The sequence below is a fragment of the Kitasatospora paranensis genome, assembly GCF_039544005.1.
GTDB lineage: Bacteria > Actinomycetota > Actinomycetes > Streptomycetales > Streptomycetaceae > Kitasatospora > Kitasatospora paranensis.
The window spans coordinates 1,384,199-1,407,040 of record NZ_BAABKV010000001.1 but is presented as its reverse complement, the minus strand read 5'-3'; the positions used below and the strand labels follow the sequence as shown (position 1 = coordinate 1,407,040).

General features: G+C 74.8%; 17 protein-coding genes and 2 pseudogenes. 11 read left to right on the top strand and 8 right to left on the bottom strand.

Features of this window, described 5'->3' with window-relative positions; genetic code table 11:
* Window positions 1-4 precede the first annotated feature (4 nt).
* The 5 genes and pseudogenes from ABEB13_RS07080 to ABEB13_RS07065 all read left to right on the top strand — a co-directional run bounded on the left by ABEB13_RS07080 (window position 5) and on the right by ABEB13_RS07065 (window position 5,641).
* The gene (locus tag ABEB13_RS07080; protein ID WP_345704752.1) at window positions 5-574 is read left to right on the top strand and encodes an acyl carrier protein; all 570 of its coding nucleotides are present in this window, start codon (window positions 5-7) and stop codon (window positions 572-574) included.
* Window positions 549-2,279: a condensation domain-containing protein gene (locus tag ABEB13_RS07075; protein WP_345704751.1), complete on the top strand. Its 1,731-nt coding sequence runs from the start codon at window positions 549-551 to the stop codon at window positions 2,277-2,279. The genes ABEB13_RS07080 and ABEB13_RS07075 overlap by 26 nt, the downstream gene beginning before the upstream one ends.
* A complete protein-coding gene (locus ABEB13_RS07070; protein ID WP_345704750.1) occupies window positions 2,261-4,123 on the top strand; it encodes a condensation domain-containing protein in 1,863 nt (620 codons plus the stop codon). The genes ABEB13_RS07075 and ABEB13_RS07070 overlap by 19 nt, the downstream gene beginning before the upstream one ends.
* Window positions 4,087-4,812 (top strand): annotated as a pseudogene (locus tag ABEB13_RS40350) (AMP-binding enzyme); the annotation flags it as partial. The gene ABEB13_RS07070 and the pseudogene ABEB13_RS40350, both read left to right, overlap by 37 nt.
* Before the next feature lie 457 nt (window positions 4,813-5,269).
* The gene (locus ABEB13_RS07065) at window positions 5,270-5,641 is read left to right on the top strand and encodes a VOC family protein (RefSeq protein ID WP_345704749.1); all 372 of its coding nucleotides are present in this window, start codon (window positions 5,270-5,272) and stop codon (window positions 5,639-5,641) included.
* 167 nt (window positions 5,642-5,808) lie between these two features.
* On the opposite strand, the gene ABEB13_RS07060 is transcribed toward ABEB13_RS07065, so the two are convergent.
* From ABEB13_RS07060 to ABEB13_RS07040, 5 genes are all read right to left on the bottom strand, one after another.
* Window positions 5,809-6,795, bottom strand: a complete 987-nt coding sequence (locus tag ABEB13_RS07060; RefSeq protein WP_380231783.1) for a transposase family protein — start codon at window positions 6,793-6,795, stop codon at window positions 5,809-5,811.
* Window positions 6,796-6,834: 39 nt separating this feature from the next.
* Window positions 6,835-7,245, bottom strand: a complete 411-nt coding sequence (locus ABEB13_RS07055; protein ID WP_345704747.1) for a hypothetical protein — start codon at window positions 7,243-7,245, stop codon at window positions 6,835-6,837.
* Between the two features lie 246 nt (window positions 7,246-7,491).
* The gene (locus ABEB13_RS07050) at window positions 7,492-8,742 is read right to left on the bottom strand and encodes an ATP-grasp domain-containing protein (RefSeq protein ID WP_345704746.1); all 1,251 of its coding nucleotides are present in this window, start codon (window positions 8,740-8,742) and stop codon (window positions 7,492-7,494) included.
* Between the two features lie 8 nt (window positions 8,743-8,750).
* Window positions 8,751-11,213, bottom strand: coding sequence for an ATP-grasp domain-containing protein (locus ABEB13_RS07045; RefSeq protein ID WP_345704745.1), 2,463 nt, complete (start codon window positions 11,211-11,213; stop codon window positions 8,751-8,753).
* Between the two features lie 43 nt (window positions 11,214-11,256).
* On the bottom strand, window positions 11,257-12,375 hold the full coding sequence (locus ABEB13_RS07040) for a condensation domain-containing protein (RefSeq protein WP_345704744.1): 1,119 nt from the start codon (window positions 12,373-12,375) through the stop codon (window positions 11,257-11,259).
* Between the two features lie 361 nt (window positions 12,376-12,736).
* On the opposite strand from ABEB13_RS07040, the gene ABEB13_RS07035 reads away from it, so the two are divergent.
* The 4 genes and pseudogenes from ABEB13_RS07035 to ABEB13_RS07015 all read left to right on the top strand — a co-directional run bounded on the left by ABEB13_RS07035 (window position 12,737) and on the right by ABEB13_RS07015 (window position 16,252).
* Complete coding sequence (locus ABEB13_RS07035; RefSeq protein ID WP_345704743.1) at window positions 12,737-13,774, top strand: LLM class flavin-dependent oxidoreductase; 1,038 nt, start codon at window positions 12,737-12,739, stop codon at window positions 13,772-13,774.
* 176 nt (window positions 13,775-13,950) lie between these two features.
* A pseudogene (locus tag ABEB13_RS40345) lies at window positions 13,951-14,333 on the top strand (flavin reductase family protein).
* Window positions 14,334-14,533: 200 nt separating this feature from the next.
* Window positions 14,534-15,586, top strand: a complete 1,053-nt coding sequence (locus ABEB13_RS07020) for a beta-ketoacyl-ACP synthase 3 (protein WP_425559870.1) — start codon at window positions 14,534-14,536, stop codon at window positions 15,584-15,586.
* A 315-nt stretch (window positions 15,587-15,901) separates the two neighbouring features.
* Complete coding sequence (locus ABEB13_RS07015) at window positions 15,902-16,252, top strand: hypothetical protein (RefSeq protein ID WP_345704741.1); 351 nt, start codon at window positions 15,902-15,904, stop codon at window positions 16,250-16,252.
* Between the two features lie 104 nt (window positions 16,253-16,356).
* Here ABEB13_RS07015 and ABEB13_RS07010 read toward each other — a convergent pair whose 3' ends face one another.
* Window positions 16,357-18,189 (bottom strand): AfsR/SARP family transcriptional regulator, encoded by a 1,833-nt coding sequence (locus ABEB13_RS07010; protein WP_345704740.1) that lies wholly within the window; start codon window positions 18,187-18,189, stop codon window positions 16,357-16,359.
* A 576-nt stretch (window positions 18,190-18,765) separates the two neighbouring features.
* Here ABEB13_RS07010 and ABEB13_RS07005 point away from each other — a divergent pair.
* Window positions 18,766-20,067 carry a type III PLP-dependent enzyme domain-containing protein gene (locus tag ABEB13_RS07005; RefSeq protein WP_345704739.1) on the top strand — a complete coding sequence of 434 codons (1,302 nt, stop codon included), beginning with the start codon at window positions 18,766-18,768 and terminating at the stop codon, window positions 20,065-20,067.
* Window positions 20,068-20,306: 239 nt separating this feature from the next.
* Here the strand turns inward: ABEB13_RS07005 and ABEB13_RS07000 are convergent, their stop codons facing one another.
* A complete protein-coding gene (locus ABEB13_RS07000) occupies window positions 20,307-21,296 on the bottom strand; it encodes an ADP-ribosyltransferase domain-containing protein (RefSeq protein ID WP_345704738.1) in 990 nt (329 codons plus the stop codon).
* Entirely contained in the window at window positions 21,272-21,937 is a 666-nt protein-coding gene (locus ABEB13_RS06995) for a hypothetical protein (RefSeq protein WP_345704737.1), read from the bottom strand. Before ABEB13_RS06995 ends, ABEB13_RS07000 begins: the two co-directional genes overlap by 25 nt.
* Window positions 21,938-22,152: 215 nt before the next feature.
* On the opposite strand from ABEB13_RS06995, the gene ABEB13_RS06990 reads away from it, so the two are divergent.
* Window positions 22,153-22,830 carry a macro domain-containing protein gene (locus tag ABEB13_RS06990; RefSeq protein ID WP_345704736.1) on the top strand — a complete coding sequence of 226 codons (678 nt, stop codon included), beginning with the start codon at window positions 22,153-22,155 and terminating at the stop codon, window positions 22,828-22,830.
* Window positions 22,831-22,842 lie beyond the last annotated feature (12 nt).

The following is a 22,842-nucleotide window of genomic DNA, read 5'->3' as shown; positions in this document are numbered from 1 at the left end:
CGAGGTGATCGGGCAGGTCCCGCGGGAGCGCGACCTCGACCTGCTGGGCCGTGCCTGGCGGGTCTCCCGGACGGACCTCGCGCTCACCCTCTGGCCGTACCCCGACGGACGGTACGGCGGCGCCCTCGAGTACTCCTCGGCGCTCTACGACGAGACGGTGGCGCACGGCCTCGCCGGCCGGCTGCGGAACCTGGCCGAGTGGTTCGCGGCCGACCCGGAGCTGGCGATCGGCGCACCCGGGCCGGACGGCCCGGAGCCGGCGGCGGACGACGCGCCGGCGGCGCAGCCGGCCGCCGAGGACGGGTACCGGGAGACGATCCTCGGCTTCGTCCGGGAGCTGCTCGCCCAGGAGGACGTGGGCCCGGACGACGACTTCATGGCCCGCGGCGGCACCTCGCTGCTCGCCGCACGCCTGCTGTGGAAGATCGACACGACCTTCGGCACGGAGGTGTCCATGCGGGCCTTCTTCGACCGGCCGACCGCGGGCGACCTCGCCCGGGAGGTCGCCGAGCTCCGCGGCGCGCAGCCGGAAACCCTTGCACGGCACGGTGATTCGACAGGGAGGGACACGTGATGGCGGTCGTACCGGCGCAGGGCACGCGGACGAACGAGCAGGCCGACCGGGGCGGCCCGCTGCCGCTGGCCTCCGGCCAGCAGCAGATGTGGCTGCTGCACCAGCTCGCACCCGCCGGCCGGGCCTACCTGATGTCCTGGACGCTCCGGCTCACCGGGCGCCTCGACGTCGAGGCCCTGCGCCGGGCCTGGGGAGGCTCGTCGAGCGCCACGAGATCCTCCGCACCCGCTACCGACAGGACGGCGACGAGCCCTGCCAGATCATCGACCCGGCCGGGCCCTTCCCGCTGCGGGTGGTCGACCTGGCCGAGGAGCCGGCCGGGCACCGCGAGGAGCGCGCCGCGCAGATCGCCGAGTGGGAGCGCCGCCGGCCCTTCGACCTGACCCGGCACCGGCCGCTGCGGGTCACCGTGGTCGCGATCGGGCCCGAGTGCCATCTCATGGTCGTCAACCTCCACCACATCGCGGGTGACGACGTGTCCTACCGGATCATCACGGCGGAGCTGGAGGCGCTCTACGCCGAGGAGTCCACCGGGGTGCCGTCCGGGCTGACGGCGCCGCAGGTCCAGTACGCCGACTTCGCCCTCCGGGAGCGGTCCCGGACGACGGAGGCCGCGCTCGGCCGACACCTGGACTACTGGCGGGGCGCCCTGAGCGGGGTGCGGGACGCGCCGCTGCCGCTGGACCGGCCCCGCCCCGCCCGCCCCGACCGGCGCGGCGGCGTCGTCGAACTGGCGATCAAGCCGGAGACGGCGGAGGGCGTCCTCGCCCTGGCGTCGGCCCGGCGCGCGACCCCGTTCATGGTGCTGCTGGCGGCCTATCACGTGATGCTCTCCCGGCTGACCGGCAGCGAGGACGTGACGGTGGGCGTGCCGGTCTCGACCCGGACGCCCGACCTGGACGGACTGCTCGGCTATGCGGTCAACACGGTCGTCGTGCGGTCGCAGGGCGCGCCGGGCCGGAGCTTCGTCGATCTGGTCGACCAGGTCAGGGGTGCTGTCCTGGATGCATTCGACCACCGCTTCGTGCCGTTCAAGCGGGTGGTCGACGCGGTGCAGCCGACCCGCGGGCTGGACGGGAACCCGCTGTTCCAGGCCGCCTTCGACATGGAGGGCGCCGACGAGGACGGCGGCTTCCGGCTCGCCGGCCTGCACGTCGAACGGGTCGGGTCCGCCGTCCCGCCCGACGCCAAGTTCGACCTCACCCTGCACGTCGCCGAGGACGCCGGCCGGCGGCTCTTCGCCCGGCTCGAGTACGCCGCGGCGGTGATCGACGAGAAGACCGCGCAAGGGTGGGCCGCGGACTGGGAGGTCCTGCTCGACAGCCTCGTCCGCCACCCGGAGCAGCCGCTCGGGGCCGTCCCCGCGCGGCCCGCCGCCGACCCGGTCGCCGCCGACCCGTCCGCCGACCCGGCATCGGGAGCGGCCCCCGCCTCCGGCGCGGTGACCGGCGCCGTGCAGCGCATCTGGGCCGAGGTCCTGGGGCTGGACAGCACCGACCCGCAGGACAACTTCTTCGACGTCGGCGGGGACTCGCTGCAGGCCGTGGCGCTGGCCGCCCGGCTGCGGTCCGAGGGCCTGGACGTGTCGGCCGGCGACATCTTCGCGTACCAGACCGTCGAGGAACTGGCCGCGTGGTGCACGGAGCAGGCGGCCGGTGCCCCGGGCGGGGCGGTGCTGCCCCCGCGGTGGCACCGTTCGCGCTGATCGGCCCGGAGGACCGCGCCGCCCTGCCGCCGGACGTCGTGGACGCCTACCCGCTGACCGCGACCCAGCTCGGCATGATCATCGAGTTGCGGGCCCGGCCCGACGTCAACACCTACCAGGACACCACCTCGTACCTGATCCGCGACGACGAGCCCGTCGACGGGGCGGCGCTCCAGCGGGCCACCCAGCTGGTGGTCGACCGGCACGAGGTGCTGCGCACCGGCTTCGAGCTGAACCGCTACTCCGTGCCGCTCCAACTGGTGCACCGGACGGCCCGGATCACGGTCGGCGTGAGCGACCACGGCGTCCTCGGCCCGGACGGCTGGCGGCCGGCCCTGGAGGAGTACGCGGCCCGGGAACGCCGCTCCCCGATGGACATCACCGGTGCGCCGCTGATCCGGGTGCACGCCCACCGCGCGCAGGACGCCCGGGACTGGTGGATCACCATCACGGAGTGCCACCCGATCCTGGAGGGCTGGAGCTTCCACACGATGCTGATGGAGATCCTCACCGGCTACCGGGAGATCCGCGCGGGCCGCACCCCTGCCGAGCCCGAGCCGGTGCCCTTCCGGTACGCGGACTACGTCGCCGCCGAGGCGGCCGCCCGCGACTCCCAGGAGGACCGCGACTTCTGGCGCGGTGTGGTCGAGGGACGCACCGACACCGCGCTGCCCCCGGCCTGGCAGGGGGACCGGACGCTCGCCCGCGAGCGCTACCAGCACATGCTGGACTTCCGGGACCTGGAGGACGACCTGCGCAGGCTGGCGACCGAGACCGGCACCTCGATGAAGGCGGTGCTGCTGGCCGCGCACATGAAGGTGATGAGCACGGTCGTCGCGACCGAGGCGTTCTACACCGGGCTGGTCTGCGACGCGCGGCCCGAGATCGTCGGCGCGGACGAGGTCCTCGGCATGTACCTCAACACGCTGCCGTTCGCCATGCCCACCGGTGCCCGCACCTGGGGCGACCTCGTCCGGTCCGTCCACGACGGCCTGACCGCGCTCTGGCCGCACCGGGTCTTCCCCATGCAGGTCATCCAGCAGGAGTTCGGGCCCGGCGGCCGGCTGCTGGACGTCTTCTTCAACTACCTCGACTTCCGGCAGGTCGACAAGAGCCTGCTGGACTGGGACGCGACGTACAACGACAACGACAACGAGTTCGCGCTGCACGTCTTCACCATCTCGGGAATCCTCAAGCTCAACACGACCAGCCACCGCCTGAGCCGGGAGGCCGCCGGCCGGCTCACCGCCCTGTACCGGACGGTGCTCGAACGGATGTCGCTCGGTCCGGACGGCGACGCCCGGGCCGCCTGCCTCCCCGCGGCGGAACGGGAGGGCCTGCGCCTGCTGGACCGCACCGCCGAGCCGGCCGGCCGGCCGATCACCGTCGGCGAGGCCTTCGCCCGCGCGGCCGCCGAGCACCCCGACCGGGCCGCGGTGCGCCGCGGCGCCGAGGAACTGACCTACCGCCGGCTCGACGCACAGGCGGACGCCGTCGCGCGCGCCCTGCGCGAGCGCGGCATCGGCCCGGGCTCCCTCGTCGCCGTCGCGCCCGACCACGGACCCGACCGCGTCGCCGCCGTCCTCGGCATCTGGCGGGCCGGCGCCGCCTTGACCCCCGCGGACGTGCCCGGCGCGGCGGGACTGCCCGCCGTCGAGCCGCCCACCGGACTGCCCGACGACGCGGCCTGCGTCCTGCCCGGCCCGGCCGGCACGCCCGTGTCGCACGACGAGCTGGCGCGCACCCTGGAGCAGCTGCACGACGAGCTGGCGGCCCGCGGGGCCGCCTCGGCCGGGGGTCGTCCTGGCTGTGCACCCGGCCGCCGGCCACCGCGGCCGGACTGACCGACGTGCTCGCCGCGCTGACCTCCGGAGCCACCGCCGTCCTCACCACCGCCCCGGACGCCGACGCCGTCCCCGAGGCGGCGGCGCTGATCGCCGCCGGCCGGGTGACGCACCTGCGGACGACGCCGCTCCTCGCGGAGCGTCTGGCGGCCGCCGCCCCGCGACCGGTCACCGTCGTCCTCGCCGGCGACCCCCACGCCGCCCCGACCGTCCTGGCCGGGCTGCGCACGCGGGCGACGGTCGTCGAGACCGTCGAGGCCGACGGCGTGTTCGGGCCGGTGGCCTTCGACGGCCTGCCACCGCGCGGCCTGCGCCTGCAGGTCGTCGACGCCCGGCAGTGCCCGGTGCCCGCCGGCGTGGTGGGGGAGCTGTACGTCGCGCGGGGCGGCGGCCCGCTGCGCCCGACCGGCCGGCTGGCCCGGGTCGGCCGGGACGGGCGGCTGGAGCCGATGGGGCCGGTCGGCCCGCACCGGACGCGTGAACTGCTCGACCTGCACCCGTCGGTGCGGGACTGCCGCGTGGTCGAGCGGCCGGACCCGGCCCGCGCCGGACGCCGGCTCGTCGGGTACGTGCGGCTCGTGGCGGGCGAGGAGTTCGCGCCGGACGCAATCCGCCGGGCGCTCGCCGAGCGCAGGCTGCCGCGCCCGCTCATCCCGGACGTCCTGGTCGAGGTGGACGACTGGCCGCTGACCGCGGAGGGCACCGTCGACCTGGACGGCCTGCCCGAGCCGCCCGGCGACACCGAGCCCGCCGCCGGGCCCGCGGCGAAGCCCTGGGACGACCGGTTCGAGGAGCTGCTGCGGGACGTGCTGGCCGGTGCGTCGTACGAGGGCGACCTCGCACCGGACGTGCCGCTGGCCGACGCCGGCCTGAGCTCGATGGCCACCGTCGGCCTAATCGTGGCCATCGAACAGCTCTACGACATCGTCATCCCGGACGACTTCCAGGTGGTCGACATGTTCCGCACCCCCGGAACCTCTGGGAGCAGATCTGCGAGTTCCGCGCCGCGGGGCTCTGACCAGGGGGCGCGGGGGCGGAGCCGGGGCCGGGGCCGACGTTCGTGTCGGCCCCGGCCCCGGCGCGTCCGTCCCGGCGCGTCCCGCCGGGCGGGTTCCCTCCCGGCGTTCCCCGGGCACACTGGCCGACATGCCCGTCTCCCTGCACCACATCGTGATCGACGCCCACGACCTGCCCGCCCTCGCCCGGTTCTGGGCCGAGGTGCTGGGCTGGCGGATCCTCTCCGAGCGGGAGCGGGAGGTCGTCGTCGGGCCGGACGTGACGGCCCCCGTGGGCCTCTGCTTCATGCCGGTGACGGACCGCAAGGTCGTCAAGAACCGTCTGCACCTCGATCTGACGTCCGGCGCCGAGGAGCGGGCGGACGAGATCGAGCGCATCCTCGCGCTCGGCGCCCGCAGGGTGGACGTCGGGCAGAGCGGCGAGGAGTCGTGGACGGTGCTGGCGGATCCGGAGGGGAACGAGTTCTGCATCGTCCGGCCGAAGCGGACCCTAGTCGGCTGAGGCCGGGGGCCGCCGGCTCCGGACGATCCGCGCCGCCCCGGGCGCACCGACGCGGCCCGGCCCGGAGGCCGGGCCGCGTGACGGTCCGTCATGTCGGTTCGTGAGTAACGACTCGGTCCGCGATTGGGGTCCGGACGTGCCGGCCTAGCGGGTCGGCTGGTGGTTGATCAGCAGGCGGTCTGCCGGGCACGCACGAGTTCAGTGCTCGGCTTGCGGCTGGTCGGCCGGCGGGCTGAGCGGTCCGAGACCAGTGAGGCGATCGCTTGGTGGGTCTCGGCGTAGTCCTCGCGCCGGCCGGTGTAGCGCTGGAGTGGGCGCCACTGCCGCAATTCGGCGTTGGCGTGCTCGACGCAGATCCGCTCCGAGGACTGCCGTCGGCGCGTCTCCCGCCAGGCGTACTGCTCGCCGAGTGGCGCGTCGTCCTTCGGCTTCTTGGGCGGGGCGCTGATCTGGTCGGGGAACTCGTTGGCCAGGCCTCGGTAGCCCTCGTCGACCTCGGCTGTCACCTTCGGGCGGAAGCGGAACTGCTCAGCGATGTCCTCGGTGCGCATCGCGGTCTGGTCGTGCATACGGCCAGGGTGGTCCGCACCCGACCACAGCAGGCGGCCCTGGCCGTCGCTGATGGTGGTGGTCTTGATGGTGTTCTGCTTCTTCTTGCCGGAGACGAAGGCCCGCCGCCCGGGCCGGTTGGCCTTCGGGCGGCGGACCTGGGTCTCGGCGCCGTCGATCCGCAGCCGGATCCCCTCGGCCTCGGCGTGGGCGAACACGTCAGCCAGGGTGCGCAGTCGGATGCCGGGGCGGTCGGGGACGGCGAAGCCGCGCTCCGCCAGCAGCGGGCGGATCTCGCTGATGGCGCGGGAGATCGTGGAGCGGGCGGTGCCGTACAGTTCGGCGAGCGCGGCGAGCGCGGCGTGCGGGAGCCAGGTGCGCAGGTGGACCAGGGTGACCAGCAGGCGGTCGGTGAAGACCAGGTCGTGCTTCGGCCCAGCACCAGCCTCGCGTTGCCGCGCGGCACCACGGCGCTCACGGAGCTCCGATTCGCAACGGGCGAGCCACGGATCGGCCAACTCTTCGATCACATCGCCGAGATGTGTGCGCGAGACGCCGCAGAAGGCAGGATGGGTCAAGGCCGCACGGGCCCACTTCTTGGTCACACTCGAAGAGCCCGTGCGGCCACTGTCACGTCACGGCAGTCACGAAGGAGCTGTCAGTCCAGCGCTGGCGTCCCCCGTACACGTGCGAACGCCGCGTCCGGGCCACATCCAGCCCAGGTCCGCCCGGGTCAGAAGTGCGATGATGGAGCTGCTTCTGCGAATCTCCACCACAGCGGCCGCACTTCGGGACAGCAACTGCTCATCGGCGACGACCAACGCGTCTCGCAGCTGGGCCGCGTGGCCGAGGCAGATCAAGGCGTGCTGTTGGTCCAGCGTCCGGACCTGATAGGTGTTCCGCCCGTGCGGCTCATCGAGCACGCGGACGTCGAACCGTGAGATCGCAAGGACTAGTCGTTGCCGGTTGAGTACCTCAACGCGGTCAGCGATGCCCTTGCGGATCCAGAAGCTCGCGATGCCGGCGGCTTGGGCCAGACCGTGCGCCCCTGTCACGTCCAGAAGGTTCGGGGGCTTTTCTGCCGCGTGACGTCGCGCCGGAACTGGTACATCGGCTCATCGGAATCTATGCGTCCTCCTTGTGTGGCCTTCAGTCTGCCCGCTGGCCGAGGCCGCCCGGTCACGGAAGGGGGCACCTCCGAGCAGGGGGCGGTTGCTGGTCAACGAGCAGCATCCCCCAACCCTTCCCTTCAACGAAATGTACCCACATCAGCAATCGTGGACCGAGTCGTAAGGATCCTGCTACCCGAGCGCGGTGGTGACGATGTGGACGGCGGCGGCCGCGGCCAGGGCGTGGGCGGCCGCCGCCTCCCGGTCGGAGCCGACGGCCACCACCTCGCCGACGCGCGACCAGGAACTCGTCATCGGCTCCACCGACCGGCCGGGCTCGGCGGACATCCAGATCTCGACCACGCCGGGGAGCTCCCGGGCGGCGTCGAGGCCGCGGACCTCCCGCACACTGCCGGGGGCGGCGTCCAGGAAGCGGACGGCCGCACCGCGGACGGGGGCCGGGGCCATCGTGGGCGGCCGGCCCTCCAGCACGTCGACCAGGCCGCGGATCAGGTCGCTGTCCCAGGCGAGCGCGATGAGGAACGGGATGTAGTCCCCGGGCAGCCTGGCCGCGCACTCCAGCAGGTGCGGTCGGCCGTCGCGGAGGATCCACTCGGCGTGCAGGATGCCGCTGCGGAAGCCCGTCGCGGCGACCAGCGCGTGCATGGCCTCCGCCGGCGCCGCGCCCCCGTCCGGCGCCGGCACGACATGGCCGCGCTCGACCGGGTGACGGCCCGGGAAGAGCTGCGTCTCGGTCGTGTTGAGGAAGGCGATCCGGCCCTCGTGGACGAGGGCCTCGACGCTGACCTCCGGCCCGCGCAGCCACTCCTCGACCACGTACCCGGGGCTGCCCGCGTGGGCGGTGCGCAGGTGCACCTCGTCGGCGGCCTCCGTCCGCTTCCAGGCCTCGTCGAGGTCGTCCCCGGGGCCGAGGAGCTGGATGCCGGCGCTGCCCTGCAGGTGGGTCGGCTTCAGCACGCAGGAGCCGCCGTGCTCCGCGCGGAACCGGGCGACCTCCTGCGGGCCGTCGACACGCTGCCAGTCGGGGTGCCCGATCCCGGCGCACCGGGTGGTCTCCCGCAGCAGCGACTTGTCGCGGAAGGCGCGGACGGCCCGCGGCCCGCCGTTCGGCAGGCCCCATGCCTCGGCCAGCTCGGCGGCCGCGACCACGGTGTACTCCAGGCCCGGCAGCACCGCGCGGACGCCTGCCGGCCGCTCGACGTGCCGGGCGAGCGTCGCGGCGTTCGCCTCGTCCTGGACGGGGGCTGCGACCACGCCCGCCGCGCAGCTCAGCCGGGCGAGCTGCCCGGCGACGTCGCGGGCCGCGCAGATCGCGGGCTCCTCGACCACCAGGACGGACCCTGCGGGCAGCAGCCGGTCCAGCTGGTTCAGCAGGCCGACGCTGAATCCCAGGACCACGTGGGTGATTTCGGGGTTGACCATGGCCGTGTTCACGCCTCCTCGGCGGGGGTGATGGTGGCCTCGATCCGGCTCATCGCCTCGTCGAGGGTGCGGTCGCAGGCGGCCGCGTCGCGGCCGGTGGCGATGACGGCGGCCAGTCGCGGCACCACGCCGCGCGGCGGGAGGAGCAGGTGCTGCCCGGGCTCCGCCAGGGCCACCACCCGTTCGACGCCCGGTACTTCGCGGGCGCCGGAGACGTCCAGCCGTTGCACGGCGCCGTCCTGGCCGGGGTACAGGAAGCGCACCTCGGCGCACAGCTCCCGGGTCGGCCGCAGGTCGGGGACGGTGCCGAGGGCCGCGTCCATGGCGGCCGCGGTCAGGTCGACGCCGGTGGCCAGCCGGCCGAGCAGCGGGATGAAGTCGCCGCCGAGCCGGCCGTTGAGCTCCACCAGGCGCGGGCCCTGCGGGGTGAGCCGCAGTTCGGCGTGGGTCACGCCGGTCGTCACCCCGAGGACCGCGTGGATCCGGGCGACGGTGTCGACCAGCTCGTCGGCCCACGGCTCGTGGCGCCACGGGGACACCAGGTGCCCGATCTCCTCGAAGAACGGCGGGTAGCCGATCCGCTTCCTGGCCAGGTTGACGCAGTGCACGGTGCCGGCGACGACCACGCAGTCCAGGCTGATCTCTGGGCCTTCCAGGTACTCCTCGATCATCAGGCCGTCGAGCGGGTCCAGGCCGGTGAACGCGGCCTCGTCCGCGTGCCGGTGGACGGCGGCGAGTTCGGCGGCCGTCCGGGCCAGCACCACACCGCTGCTGCCCGCGAGCGCGCGGGGCTTGACCACCACCGGGTACCCGATCCGGGCCGCCGCCGCGCAGGCCTCGTCGAGGCCGTGGGCGAGCGCGTAGCGGGCGGACGGCAGCCCTGCCTGCTCCAGCAGGCGCCGGGTGCGCAGCTTGTCGCGGCAGTTGCGGACGGCCTGCGGGGACATGTGCGGCAGGCCGAGCCGGGCGGCCGCCTCGGCCGTCCGTTCCAGCAGCACCTCGCTCCAGGTGAGCAGGCCGACCGGCCCGCCGTCCCCGGCCAGCACCTCGGCCACCGTCCGGGTGATCGCGTCCACGTCCTGGGTGTCCGCGACCCGGTGCCCGTCGAGGTACGGCAGCTCCCAGTCGGCGGGCGTGTCGTTCACGGTGGACACCCGGCCGTGCGCCGCCGCGTCCTCGAGCGCGTACTCCCGGTAGGCGCGGCCGCCGGTGCCGAGGACGACCACGCGGGGCGGACGTGCCGGGTCGACCGGCTCGCAGCGGAAGTCGAGCCGGGACACCGTCCGGGTGATCGCCCGCGCCACCTCCTGGTGGGTGCGTCCGCGGAAGCGGAAGCGCGCCCCCGAGTGCTCGTAACCGGGGAGATCGGCCAGCCGGCTGCCCGGGGCCGGGAGGCGCTCGGCGTAGGGCCCGTCGGCCCGGCCCGTCTGCGGCGTCGCCGCCAGGACGCGGCACGGCCGGGCGGCGGGGGTGGGGACGAGCAGCCAGCCGCCGCACTCGTCCACGCCGGCGGTCGGATCCGCCGAGGCCGGGTAGGCGGGCAGCGGTCGGCCCAGCTGCACGTCGACGGCGGCGGCCATGAGGTCGACGCCGTGCACCTCGCGCCAGACGAACGGGACCTCGGCCCCGCCCGGGCGCGCGCCCACCTCCAGGACGTGCAGCTCCGGGTCGGTGCCGTCGTCCGAGGCGAACAGTTCGAGGTGGAACACCCACGGGTCCGTCGACATCGCCAGCACCGCGCGCCGGGTGAACTCCCCGACCGCCTTGAGCAGCACCGGGTCGTCGATCTCGGCCGAGCCGAGCGCCTGGCCCCGGGTGAAGCCGAGGCAGGTGTTGAGGTAGCGCGACGCCCGCCAGACCCGCAGATCGCCGTCGGCGGCGACCCCGTCCACGTGGAGGATGCCGTGCGGGAGGTAGGACTGCACCATGACCGGTACGCCCGCGGGGAAGGCGTACGCCGCCAGATCCGCCGGCCCGTCGAGCCGGGTGACATGCGAACTCGCCGTCCCGCGAACAGGTTTGAGGATCAGCGGCCAGCCGTGGCGCCGTGCGAACTCCGCGACCGCCGCACGGTCGGGGGCCGCCGCCGAGGCGGGCGCCGGCACACCGTGTGCGGCGAGCCGCTCTGCCATGGCCAACTTGTCCCGGAAGGGGTGCAGCCGGTCCGGGGTCTCGCCGGGCACGCCGAGCCGCTCGCGGAGTTCCGCGGCGACGTCGAGGTCCACCTCGTGCAGGGCGAGGATCCGTGCGGGCGCGCCGTGCCGTGCGACGAGATCGTCGACGGCGGCCCGCACGGCGGCGCGGTCCTCGGTGCTCGGCACGACCGAGACGGCGGCGGCCGCGGCGGGGAGGGCCGTCCGGGCCTGCGGCGTGGTCACGTAGCTGACCCGGTGGACGGAGTGGTCGAGGTAGGACGCGTAGTCGGCGTAGGAGTCGGTCCAACGGTGGAGGACGATCACATGGGCAGACACGGGCGACTCCATGGGCGCGGCGGGGCCGGAGGGTTGGGTCGATTCAGGAGGCGGGGTCCGACAGGCGGGCGACGGTGCCGTCGAGGATGTCCCGGGTGACCGTGTCCGCGATCCCCATGGTCCGCAGGCGCAACTCCAGTGTCGCGCCCGCCTCGTCGGTGGCCCGCAGGTAGCAGGGGTGCCCGATCCGGGAGAACGGGACCTCCCGGACGGGGCCGGACTCCTCGTCGGCGCCGGGCGGCGCCGGGCCGTCGGTGAGGAAGTTGAAGGCACAGGAAGCCTGGTGGGGGGCACGGCCGGCGCCGGCCCGGTCGCGCAGGGCGTCGATCTCGTCGACGTCGTACATGCCGTGCCGGTAGGCCAGCAGGCTCTGGGTGTGGACGTGGCGGACGTACGGCACGAACGCGTCCGGGGCGGCGCCGACCGAGGCCGCCGTCCACTGGTTCATGGAGCTGACCACGTCCGTCCACGGCGGCACGAAGCGGTTGGAGGACATCAGTTGGGCGACCAGCGGGCCCGGGCCGGCCAGGCGCGCCACGCTCCAGGTGAACGCGGCCAGCACCACGCTGGAGACCGGCACCGTGAGCTGCTCGGCGAGCCGCCGGGCGGCCGCGGATGCCTGCCGGGAGCGCACGGAGTACTGGCAGGCGTCGTCGGGCGGGGCCGGGGCGCCGGCCGTGCGCAGCGACGCCGCCGGAAGGCCGAAGATCCGCTCCCAGTAGGCGGTCAGTGCGGCCTGCCTGGCCCGCCGGTCGGGCGAGCGCTGCCAGCCGGCCAGCTCCCGCGGCGTGGGCGGTGCGGCGGCGCCGGGCGGTACCTGCCCGCGCAGGGCGGCGCGGAAGTCGGACTCCAGGATGGTGTTGCTCCAGCCGTCCGCGACGATGTGGTGCCCGATCAGCACGACGGCCCGGGGGCGGTCGTCCACGGTGACGACCCGGAACCGCCAGGCCGGTGCGGCGCTCAGGTCGAAGGGAGCGGCCGCCAGCGCTGCGACCACGCCGTCGAACTCCTCCGGGCCGCACTCGACCGTGCCGGAGTCGACCTCGCCGACGGACGGCAGCACGCGCTGCACCGGCGCGTACGGATCCGACAGCCCGTACACCGTCCGCAGCGACTCGTGCCGCGCGGCCAGCGCGAGGACGGCGTCCTCGACGGCGGACACCTTCGGCTCCCCCTCCCCGGCCAGCGGCCAGATCGTCCGGGTGTTCGCCTCGTGCCAGCGGTCGCGGCCCAGCTCCCGGACATCGCGCCAGACGGAGAGTTGACCGTAGGACAGGGGGCGGGCTCATGCACGAGGGGCTCCGTTCGGTCACGAGACGCTCGACGCGCACTCCCACGGGTGATGCTGCGTCAGCCTAGGAGCGCCGCCGCGGCCACGAACAGGCAAGAGGGCGGCAGCTTCGGACGGCCCGACGGCAGGCAGGAAAGTTGCCTGCCCGCTGCCTGGAGGTGCACCACCTGCCGCGCCCACCGTGGACCCGAAACCCCCGTGCTCGGTCGAACCGACGAGGAGAGGTGATGGTGTGGCCGACGAAGCGCCGGGCCTGCGGCTGTTCGCCACGATTCCGCCGCCCGCGCAGCCGGGCCGCTACCGGGAGGCCGTCCGGCGGGCCGCCCGCTGCGCGGAGGCGGCCGGCTTCGGCGGCGCCCTCGTGTACTCCGACAACAACACCGTCGATCCGTGGGCCGTGGCCCAGGAGGTGCTCGCGGCCACCGAGGACTTCGCGCCGCTGGTCGCCCTGCAGCCCTTGTACGCGCACCCCTACACGGTCGCCAAGACGATCGCGACCTTCGGGGCGGTGTACGGCCGCCGGATCGCCCTCAACCTCGTCGCCGGAGGCGCCGTCGGCGACCTCGCCGCCCTCGGCGACGACACCGCCCACGACGACCGGTACGCGCGGCTGACCGAATACGCGCAGCTGGTCCGGCGCCTGCTGGCCGGAGCCGGCCCGGTGACCTTCGAGGGCACCTGGTACCGGGTGCGGACCCTGCCGATGTTCCCCCCGCTGCCCGCGCACCTCGCCCCCGAGCTCTACATCTCCGGCTCCTCCGAGGCCGGGCTCCGGGCCGGCCGGACGCTCGGCGCCGTCCCCGTGCGCTACCCGGAGCCGCCCGGCACCTCGGGGGACGGCCCGCACGGCGACCTGCGGGGAGGCGGCGTCCGACTCGGCGTCATCGCCCGCGACAGCGACCGGGAGGCCTGGGCCCTCGCGTACGAGCGCTTCCCGGCCAGCCGGGCCGGCCGGCTCGCCCAACGGCTGGCCCGCAGCGTCTCGGACTCGCACTGGGTGGAGCGGCTGTCCGCCGCCGAGGAGTTCCCCGGCGGCCCCGACAGCCCGTACTGGATGGGGCCCTTCCTCCACCACGCGACGTACTGCCCCTACCTGGTGGGCAGCCACGAGAAGGTCGAACGGGAGATCATGCGGTACATCGACGCCGGGTGCCGGACGTTCATCATGGACACGGCCCGCGCCGAGGACGACTACGCCGCGACGGCGGCGGTCTTCGACGGCGCCCTGAAGCGCCACGGCGAGCCGGGCACGACCCGGGTGGCGCCGTGAGCGCCGCCACCGGAGCGGGGCTCGCCGGCGGCCCCGGCGCACCCGCCGACCTCCCGACCGGCCACGCGCCGGCCCTGGCGCGGAACCTCGACCCGCTCGCGCTGCGCCGGGTGTTCGGGGCCTTCCCGACCGGCGTGACCGCGCTGGCGGCCCTGGTCGACGGCGAACCGGTCGGCATGACGGCCTCCTCCTTCGTCCCGGTGTCGCTGGACCCGCCGCTGGTCTCCGTCTGCGCCGCGCTCACCTCGACCACCTGGCCGCGGCTGCGCCGGGCCCACCGCCTCGGCGTCAGCGTGCTGGGCGGCACGCAGGAAGGCGCGAGCCGGCAGCTCGCCACGCGCGGCGCCGAGCCGCGCTTCGCCGGCCTGGAGTGGCACCGGACGGACGAGGGGCGGTGCTGCTCGGCGGCGCCGGCGCCTGGTTCGACTGCTCCGTCGAGCAGGAGATCGGTGCCGGCGACCACCGGATCGTGCTGCTGCGGGTGCACGTCACGGGCATCGATCCGCACGTCCCGCCGCTGGTCTTCCACGCCGGCAGGTACCGAAGACTCGCCGGCTAGGGCCTCTCTGCCGGATCTTGTCGGACCAGCGCGCGGCGTTGGGCGCCCGATCCGGAAGCGAGGCCCTGGGCCCTCTCCTCCGGATCTCGCCGGGCACGCCGGGATCCGAGGGAGAAGGCCTGGTGCCGCGTCGGGGCGAGTCGCCCGATGCGCCACCGGATCCGGTCCGGTCCCAGGTACACCCGACGAGAGGAACACCGATGTCCGAGCCCACCCGCACCGGAGAGGCCGTCCGGCACGCGACGATCACCGGGGTCGGCGGCTACCGCCCGCGCCGCGTCGTCACCAACGAGGAGGTCTGCCGGCACGTCGACTCCTCGGACGCGTGGATCCGGCGCCGGACGGGGATCACCTCCCGGCGCTTCGCCCAGCCCGACGAGACGCTGGAGGTGATGGCGGCGGCCGCAGTCGAGAAGGCGTTGGCGGCCGCCGGCGTGGCCGCCGACCAGGTCGGGGTTGTCGTCGCGGCCACCATGTCCTACCTGTTCCAGGCGCCGCCGCTGGCCGCCAGGGTGGCCGCGCTGCTGGACGGCTTCGACGGCGCGGCCTTCGACGTGTCGGCGGCCTGCGCCGGGTTCTGCCACGCGCTGGAGCTCGCCCGCGCCCTGGTCGCCTCCGGCAGCGCCGACCACGTGGTCGTGGTCGGTGCCGAGCGGATGTCCGACATCGTCGACCCGGCCGACCGTTCCACGGCGTTCATCTTCGGCGACGGCGCCGGGGCCGTGGTGGTCTCGGCGGCGCGGGAGCCCGGTGTGCGGCCCGCCGTGTGGGGCAGCGATCCCTCCGGCGCCGACGCCATCGCCCAGCCCGACGCCTGGAGTTGCGGACCCGACGGACCCGACGGACCCGACGGACCCGACGGACCCGACGGACCCGCCGGGCCCGGGGGACCGGACGGGCCGGAGGGCGGGGACCGCCACCTGCGGATGCGCGGGCCGGAGGTGCTGCACTGGGTGGCCGGCGCCATGCCCGAGGTCGCGGTCGGTGCCCTGGCCCGGGCCGGCCTGGCCCGCGAGGACCTCGCCGCGTTCGTCCCGCACCAGGCCAACCTGCGGATGGTCGAGTCCCTGGCGACCGCGCTCGCCCTGCCGGACCACGTCCGGGTGGCGCGGGACATCGTCGAGACCGGCAACACCTCCGCCGCCTCGATCCCGCTCGCCCTGGAGTCGCTGCTGGCCGGGGAGACCTGTCGGGCCGCCCGGCCCTGCTCATGGGCTTCGGCTCGGGGCTCGGCTACTGCGCGCAGGTGGTGACACTCCCCTGAGGCCCGGCCGGTGACAGGCTGCCGGTGGGCCGAGCGGGGGTGCGGTCACGCGGGACCGAGGGCGGGTTCTTCACGGTGGCGGCGGTGGCGGTCTCCGGTCGTCCGACCCTCCCTCATCTCCCCGTGGTCGTCGGAGAGTCCCGCCGCACCCGCCCGGTGTTGAACACGTTCAAATTCCCTGTCAGAATGAGGATGACGCGAGGGCCGGCGGACACGTCCGGCCCCTGCGCACGGGACGCCGGACCGCCCGACGCCCTGGGCGGCTCGCCATGTCGCCGCACCCGTCGGTCCACAGGAGCAAGACGTGATCCTCTTTCTGCCGGTCCTTCTGATCGCCGCCCTCGTGCTCACCGTCCTCGCCGTTCTCGTCACGGTCGTCCCGGCCGCACTTCTCGGCCTGGCCGCCGCGGCGCTCTCGGCCCGGTGGACGCTGCCCGTACGGATCGCCCTGGTCTCCTCGGCGGCCGCCACCGCGATCGCGGCCTGGGACGCGCTGCTCTGGGACTGGCACAGCCACCTGGCGTACGTCGCGATGGCCCTGGCGGGCACCGCCGCCATGGTCTCCGGCGGCGCCGTGCTGATGGGGGCCCTCCACCGCACCCGTCCGATCGCCCGGCCCGCCTACGCCGGCCCGATCCAGCTGTCGCACCCCTGATCCACCCCGAGTTCTGGGGTCGGCGCGGTATCGGCACGCCGTGCGCGGCGTCGTCGGGCGCCCGGACGGGCTCCGGTCGTCCGGGCCCTGCGGGGCAGACGGGCTCAGGCCCGTGCGCCCGCCGGCCATCGCACCGACGGCCCTCTCGTGGCCCGGCGCGGCGGCCCGGCGGACGGCGGCGGCCCCTGCGGCGCACGTTCCCGCGCATAGAGCTGGACGAGCCGGGGCAGGGCGTAGACCGCGCGGTGCGCGGTCACCTCGTCGAGCGGCGACGTGACCACCCCGGTGGCGATCAGCGCCTCCAGCGCCCGCAGCGCGGAGTCCTCGCCGCAGCCCAGCGCCGCGGCGGCCTCGGCGAGTGTGAACGGCCGGGCCAGCGGCAGCTGTCCGAGCCGCAGCAGCGCCGTCCGGTGCGCCGGCGTCAGATCCCGCCAGCCGAGCGCCAGCCGGGGCCGGACGGCCACGTCGCCCGCGGCGAGCTCGTCGAGCACCATCCGCGGGTCGGCCAGCCGGGCGGCGTACTCGCGCAGCGGCAGGTGCCGCAGCACGGCCAGCTTCAGCCCGCTCGCCCGGACGGCGAGCGGCAGCATCCCGCTCGCGGCGACGATCTCCTCCGCGGCCGCGCGGTCGCCCTCCAGGCGGCGGCGCCCAATGATCCGGCCCAGCAGTTCCAGCGCCTCGGCCGGCGAGTACGGCGGCGGCTCCACCCGGTGCACCGGTGCCAGGCCGGCGAGTTGGGCGCGCGAGGTCACCACGGCCGCGCTGCTGCCGCCGGCCGGCAGCAGTACGCGGATGACCGCCTCGTCCGGCGCGTCGTCGAGGACGAGCAGGACCCGGCGGTCGGCGAGCCAGCCGTGCCAGCGCCCGAGTGCCCGGCACGGATCCTCGGCGGGCCGGTCCACCAGGCCGGCCAGTCGGCCGAGGTCGGCCAGCACGGCCTCCCACGGTCTCGGCGAGCCGTCCGCGGCGCGTGACCGCACCAGCAGCCGTCCGTCCGGGAACTCCGCCCGGAGCAGATGGGCGACCCGGACGGCCAGGGCCGTCTTGCCGATCCCCGTCGGCCCCACCAGGACGGCCACCCGCCCGCCCCCGCCGAGCACGTCCGTCAGCTCGCGCAGCTGCTCCGCCCGGCCGGTGAAGTCCGCGGTGTCGGGCGGCAGCACCGTCCGCGCCGGCCCGGCCGCCGCTCCGCCCGCCCCGGCGGCGGGCCCGGAGCGTCCGGCGGTCAGGATCGAGCGGTACTGCGTCTCCAGCGCCGGGCTCGGTGCCAGGCCCAGCTCCCTCGCCAGCAACTGGCGGTAGCGGTCGTAGCCGGACAACGCCTCGGACTGGCGGCCCATCAGGTGCAGCGCGTTCATCCGGGCCGCCTGGAGCCGCTCGCGCAGCGGATGCTGCTCGATCAGGTCGCCGACCGCCTCCGCGACCGAGGCGGCGATCCCGCCCCGCCCCAGCTCGGCCTCGGCCCAGTCCTCGTAGCCGCCGAGGCGGCGCTCCTCCAGCTGCTCGGCGGCCGCTCTGACCAGCGGCGAGCTGCGCAGATCGGCGAACGGCTCGCCCCGCCACAGGTCCAGGGCCCGTCTCAACAGGTCGGCCGCCGAGTCGAGCTCACCGGCGGATCGGGCGGCCCGGCCGGCCTGGGCGAGATCCTGGAAGTGCAGTGCGTCGAGCTCCGACCGCTCCAGGTGCAGCCGGTACCCGCCGCAGTCGTGGACGATCCGCGCCCCGTCCCCCGCACCGTCCGCACCGCCCTCGCCGTCGCCCCGGCCCCCGAGCAGTTTGCGCAGGGCCGAGACGTAGACCTGCAGGTTCTTGCGGGCCGTTCTCGGCGGCTCGTCCTGCCACACCACCTCCGTCAGCAGGCCGGAGGAGACCGGCCGGTTGGGGCGGGAGAGCAGCATGGCGAGCACCAGCCGCTGCTTGAGCGGCCCCAGGGGCACCGGCCGGCCCGCGACGTCGACCTGAAGGCGGCCGAGAACAGAGAACCGAACGGTGCCGCGCCGTCGCTGATCCACGGACTCCTCCAAAGGGGTGTCGGTCGCGCTGATCCGGCTCGCGGGCGGGCCGGGGCCCGATCGCCCCGCGAGAGTCCGCCGGCGGCCCTCCCCACATGGCCCGGCCGTCGTCCCACGGCGATGTTCCCGACCGGTGTCCGGCCGGGCATCAGGGCGCCCTACCCATGTTCCGGCGCGTTTCCGCACGGCCCGGGTAGACCGCCCCCATGATCTGGGCGGCGCCACGACGGGCTGCGGCCCGGCCCGCCCGCGGCAAGGGCCCGCCGTGTACGAGCCGATCGGCACCGTGCCCGGCGGCCGGGAACCGTCGGACGGACCCCGGGGTCGCGGCTTGCCGGAGGTACCCCGGAGGCGCGGCTCGGTCGGCCGGCCGGCCCCGCACGGCGGCCCGCCACACCCGGGATCCCCGGACGACGACACAGCGGCGCACCGGCGGGCACCCTGGTCGTACCGCCCGGGGTGCCCGGGAGCATCACCGACGACCCTCCGGAAGGTGTGCCCATGACCCGTCCCCAGGCGGCCGAGCGGCGCGAACTCGTGCTCCGCGCGGCCGTGCGGGCCAGGCTCCTCGACCCCGAGGACGCGCTGCTGGCAGCCTTCGTCGACCTCGACGCCGTGGCGGCGAACGTCGCGGCCCTGCACCGCGCGTTCCCGGACGGGGTCGACGTGCTGCACACCTTCGCGGCCAAGGCGAACTGCCTCGTCCCCGTCCTGGAGCGCCTGCGCGGCCACGGCATGGGCTGCGAGGTGGCGAGCCCCGGCGAGCTGGCGCAGGCCCTGGCCGCCGGCTTCGCCCCCGACCGGATCGTCCTCGACTCCCCGGCCAAGACCCGCAGGGAGCTCCGCCACGCCCTGGACCTCGGCGTCGCCGTGAACGCGGACAACCTCCAGGAGCTCTCCCGGATCGACGCGCTCCTCGACGACCGCGGCTCCCGCTCCCGGATCGGCGTCCGCCTCAATCCCCAGGTCGGGAGCGGCTCGATCGGGGCCACCAGCACCGCCACCGCGACCTCGAAGTTCGGCATCCCGCTGGCGGACCCGGGGAACGCGGAGCTCCTGCTGCGCGCCTACCGGGACCGGCCCTGGCTCACCTGGGTCCATGTGCACGTGGGATCGCAGGGCTGCACGCTCGACCTGATGGCCGAAGGCGTGGCCAGGGCCGTCGCCTTCGCCGAGCAGGTCGACTCCGCGGCCGGCCGGCGCCAGGTGGTGGGCATCGACATCGGCGGCGGTCTGCCGGTCGACTTCACCGGCGACACGGCGGACCCGGGCTTCGACGCGTACGTGGACCGGCTGCGGGCCCGGGCGCCCGTCCTGTTCGACGGTGGCTACCGGGTGATCACCGAGTTCGGCCGCGCGCTGCTGGCCAAGAGCGGATTCACCGCCGCCTTCGTGGAGTACACCAAGACCTCGGGCGGCCGGCGGATCGCCGTCACGCACGCCGGTGCCCAGGTCGCCGCGCGGACGGTCTTCATGCCGGACGCGTGGCCGCTGCGGATCAGCGCCCACGGCCCGACCGGCGCCGCCAAGGAGGGCGAGCCGACCGTCCAGGACGTGGCGGGACCGTGCTGCTTCTCCGGCGACCTCGTCGCCAGGGCCCGGCCGCTGCCCCTCCTGGAGCCCGGCGACATCGTCGCCCTCCTCGACACCGGCGCCTACTACGCGACCACGCCGTTCGGCTACAACAGCCTGCCCGAGCCTGCCGTCCACGGCGTCACCGTCGGGGCGGACGGCACCGTGCGGTTCGAAGTCCTGCGCCCCGCCCAGACCGTCGAGGACCTCCTCGCCCGCACCGGCGGGTGACCGCGGCGGCCGGTCGTCCCTCAGGCCTCGTGCGCCGGGGCGACGGTGCGGCGCAGTTCGCGTTTCAGCACCTTCATGCTCGGGCCGAGCGGCAGGCCGTCGGCGATCTCCACCTGCCGCGGGTGCGTCCGACCGTGGAGAACTGCCTCGCCCGCTGATCCGCCACCGGCCCGGTGCACCGGGTCCTCACGGCGACCGACATGTTGCCGCGAGGACCCGGTGCACCGGATTCCGACCGCTCAGGAGACCAGGGTCTGCTCCGCCAGCTCGGTCAGCGTTACGGTGGTCAGACCGCCACGCTCCGTTCGCACGTCCGTCACCGTGAGCTGCGTGCCCGGCAGCAGGATGAACTCCTCCTCACCGGTGAACGCGGAGAACTGCTGGATGCCCGTGGCCCGCAGGGGATTGACCTCGAAGAGCGTCCGCCTGCCGCGGCTGCCGAGGAACGCCTGTGCCACGCCGAGCTTCGACGTGCACGAGGACACGCCCCACCAGGTGACGGTCCGTCCGAGCGGGTACTGCGCCCGCAGGTCCAGCGACACACCGCGCCACAGCGGCTCGGTGCGGGCCGGGAGCTGCGAGACCGCCGAGAACAGCAGCCGCAGGTACGGGAGGTAGGGGACGAGCCGTGTCCGGTCCGGTGTGCGGAGCACGGCGTTGATCTCCCGGTAGAACGCGGACTCGCAGGTGTAGAGGTGGAGCGCGGCGATCGCGTCGGCGGACAGGCCGCCGGCTCCGCCGTCCGCCGCGGCCGCGTCCGCCCGCCGCTTGCCGAACTCGTGCGACCGCCCGATGTGCCGGTCCAGCCCGGAAAGCAGCCGGGCGACCGGGCCGGCAGCATCCCGGAAGTCCATCAGCGGAGTGTCGAACACGCCGGTGATCGCCGGGAGTTCGAGTCCCTCGTCCTTGACGCTGGCGAGTCGGTCCAGATACAGCTGGTGCAGCTCCATGGTGGACGCGATGAACGCGCCCATGCGCTCGGCCGTCCCGCCGTCCGTCCCCTCGGCGGCCTCGGTGAGCGCGTTCCAGCCCTTGCTCGGGAGCCAGTCGACCGGGTCGGCACCCAGCGAGGCGAGAGCCGCGTTCACCGTCGCGAAGTGGTCGCCGTCGCAGAAGATGTCGCCCTGCGCGGCGGGATTCGGGTGGTCGATGTGCCGGACGTCGACGTCGGGGTACTTCTTCTGGAGCCGGAGCACCACCTTCTTCAGGTTGCGTGCATGCGCCCCCACCAGGCGAAGACCACGCCGCGGTCCTCCTCGGCGGCGTTCTGCTTGGCGCTGAGGATCTCCTCGACGATCCGCTCGGCGACGGGTCGCCAGAAGGCGGTGTGCCGATCCGGCCCGGCGGCCCCGTCGGCACTGGCGGTGAGGGCCGCGTTCAGCAGCAGCACGCCCTGCGTCAGCATCGCCTGGAACCACTCGGGCGGCTGGACGGTGTCCTGCGTCTTCAGCAGCGTGCGGACGTCGGCGATCGGCGTCTTCTTGGGGATGCCGTACTTCCACATCGCCGCGGCCTTGATGATGCAGCGGATGCTGACGACCCTGCCGAACTGGCTGTCCTTCCAGTCGTGGAAGGTGTTGTCGAACATCGCGATGCCGGTGGCGCTCTCCGGCCGGGGGTACGGGTTCTGGCCGAAGACGACGACCTTCCACCGGTGCGGTGCGTGCGGCTTGAGCGCCTGGAAGGTCAGTTCGCGGACGGGCACGACGTCCGGTCCGCGGCCCGGGCCGATGAAGGCAGCGGCGTCGGGCTGCGCCTCGATGACGGGCTTGAGCAGCGGCAGCCAGGCCTCGCCGCCGCCCGAGAAGAGCTCCGCGAGCGCCAGCGGGTCACTCGGGCCGGGCGTGGCAGGGGTGTTGGCGTCGCTCATGGCGGGTCTCCGAGGGGTCGAGCCGTGCGGCGGGAGAGGGCATGGCCGGTGGCTGGTCGACCACCGGCGGCATCCACAGTCCTATCGGCCGGGAGTGACAACACCGCTCCGGGTTCGCAGACCCGGTGACGGTCCCTCCGCTGACGCGGCGTTGTCGGTGCCGAGGGCTAGCGTCGTCATCGACCGAACGGACGGACGACCAAGGGGAGTGGATCATGACCGAGGACCGCGTGCAGGTGCCGCTGAGGGTGGTGCTTGCCGACGTCAACACGGCGGTGGTGGCGGCCTGGCGGGCGGCCTTCGCCGACACCCCGGGCGTCGAGATCCGTCGGGGATCGATCCTCGACGAGGACGTGGACGCCTGGGTCAGCCCCACCAACTCCCGCGGCCGGATGGACGGTGGCCTGGACGCCGTCATCAAGCGGCACCTCGGAGCCGGCATCCAGCTGCGGGTGCAGCGGGCGATCCGGGACGGCCACGCCGGGCGGCTGCCCGTCGGCAGCGCGGTGTGCGTGCCGTCCGGCGCGGTCACGCCGAGGTTCCTGATCTCGGCGCCGACGATGCAGGAGTCCGCGCAGAACGTGAGCGAGACCCTGAACGTGGCACTGGCGTGCGCTGCCGCGTTCCAGGCCGTCCACCGGCAGAACGCGGCCGTGCCGGGCAGCATCGCCTCGGTGGCTCTCGTCGGCATGGGCGCCCGGACGGGCGGGGTGCCGGCGCGGGTCTGCGCCAACCTGATGTGGACGGGCTGGACGCTCTTCCACGACCACGCCTTCGAGGACGACGACGACCTGCGCCGCACGATCACCGCGCAGCTCGACGACCTGGAGAGGGGGCCCGACACCCGGCGGGTCCGCATCGTCCCGCCCGCCCGCCGGAGCGCCCGGCGCTGACCGGCGGCCGGG

What these genes read in the sequence shown, in the direction of transcription:
- ABEB13_RS07065 (WP_345704749.1), top strand. Translation starts at nt 5,270, where the DNA reads ATGCCCGTCTCCCTGCACCACATCGTGATCGACGCCCACGACCTGCCC.
- ABEB13_RS07050 (WP_345704746.1), bottom strand. Translation starts at nt 8,742, where the DNA reads ATGGTCAACCCCGAAATCACCCACGTGGTCCTGGGATTCAGCGTCGGC.
- ABEB13_RS07020 (WP_425559870.1), top strand. Translation starts at nt 14,534, where the DNA reads ATGTCCGAGCCCACCCGCACCGGAGAGGCCGTCCGGCACGCGACGATC.
- ABEB13_RS07005 (WP_345704739.1), top strand. Translation starts at nt 18,766, where the DNA reads ATGACCCGTCCCCAGGCGGCCGAGCGGCGCGAACTCGTGCTCCGCGCG.
- ABEB13_RS06995 (WP_345704737.1), bottom strand. Translation starts at nt 21,937, where the DNA reads ATGAGCGACGCCAACACCCCTGCCACGCCCGGCCCGAGTGACCCGCTG.
- ABEB13_RS06990 (WP_345704736.1), top strand. Translation starts at nt 22,153, where the DNA reads ATGACCGAGGACCGCGTGCAGGTGCCGCTGAGGGTGGTGCTTGCCGAC.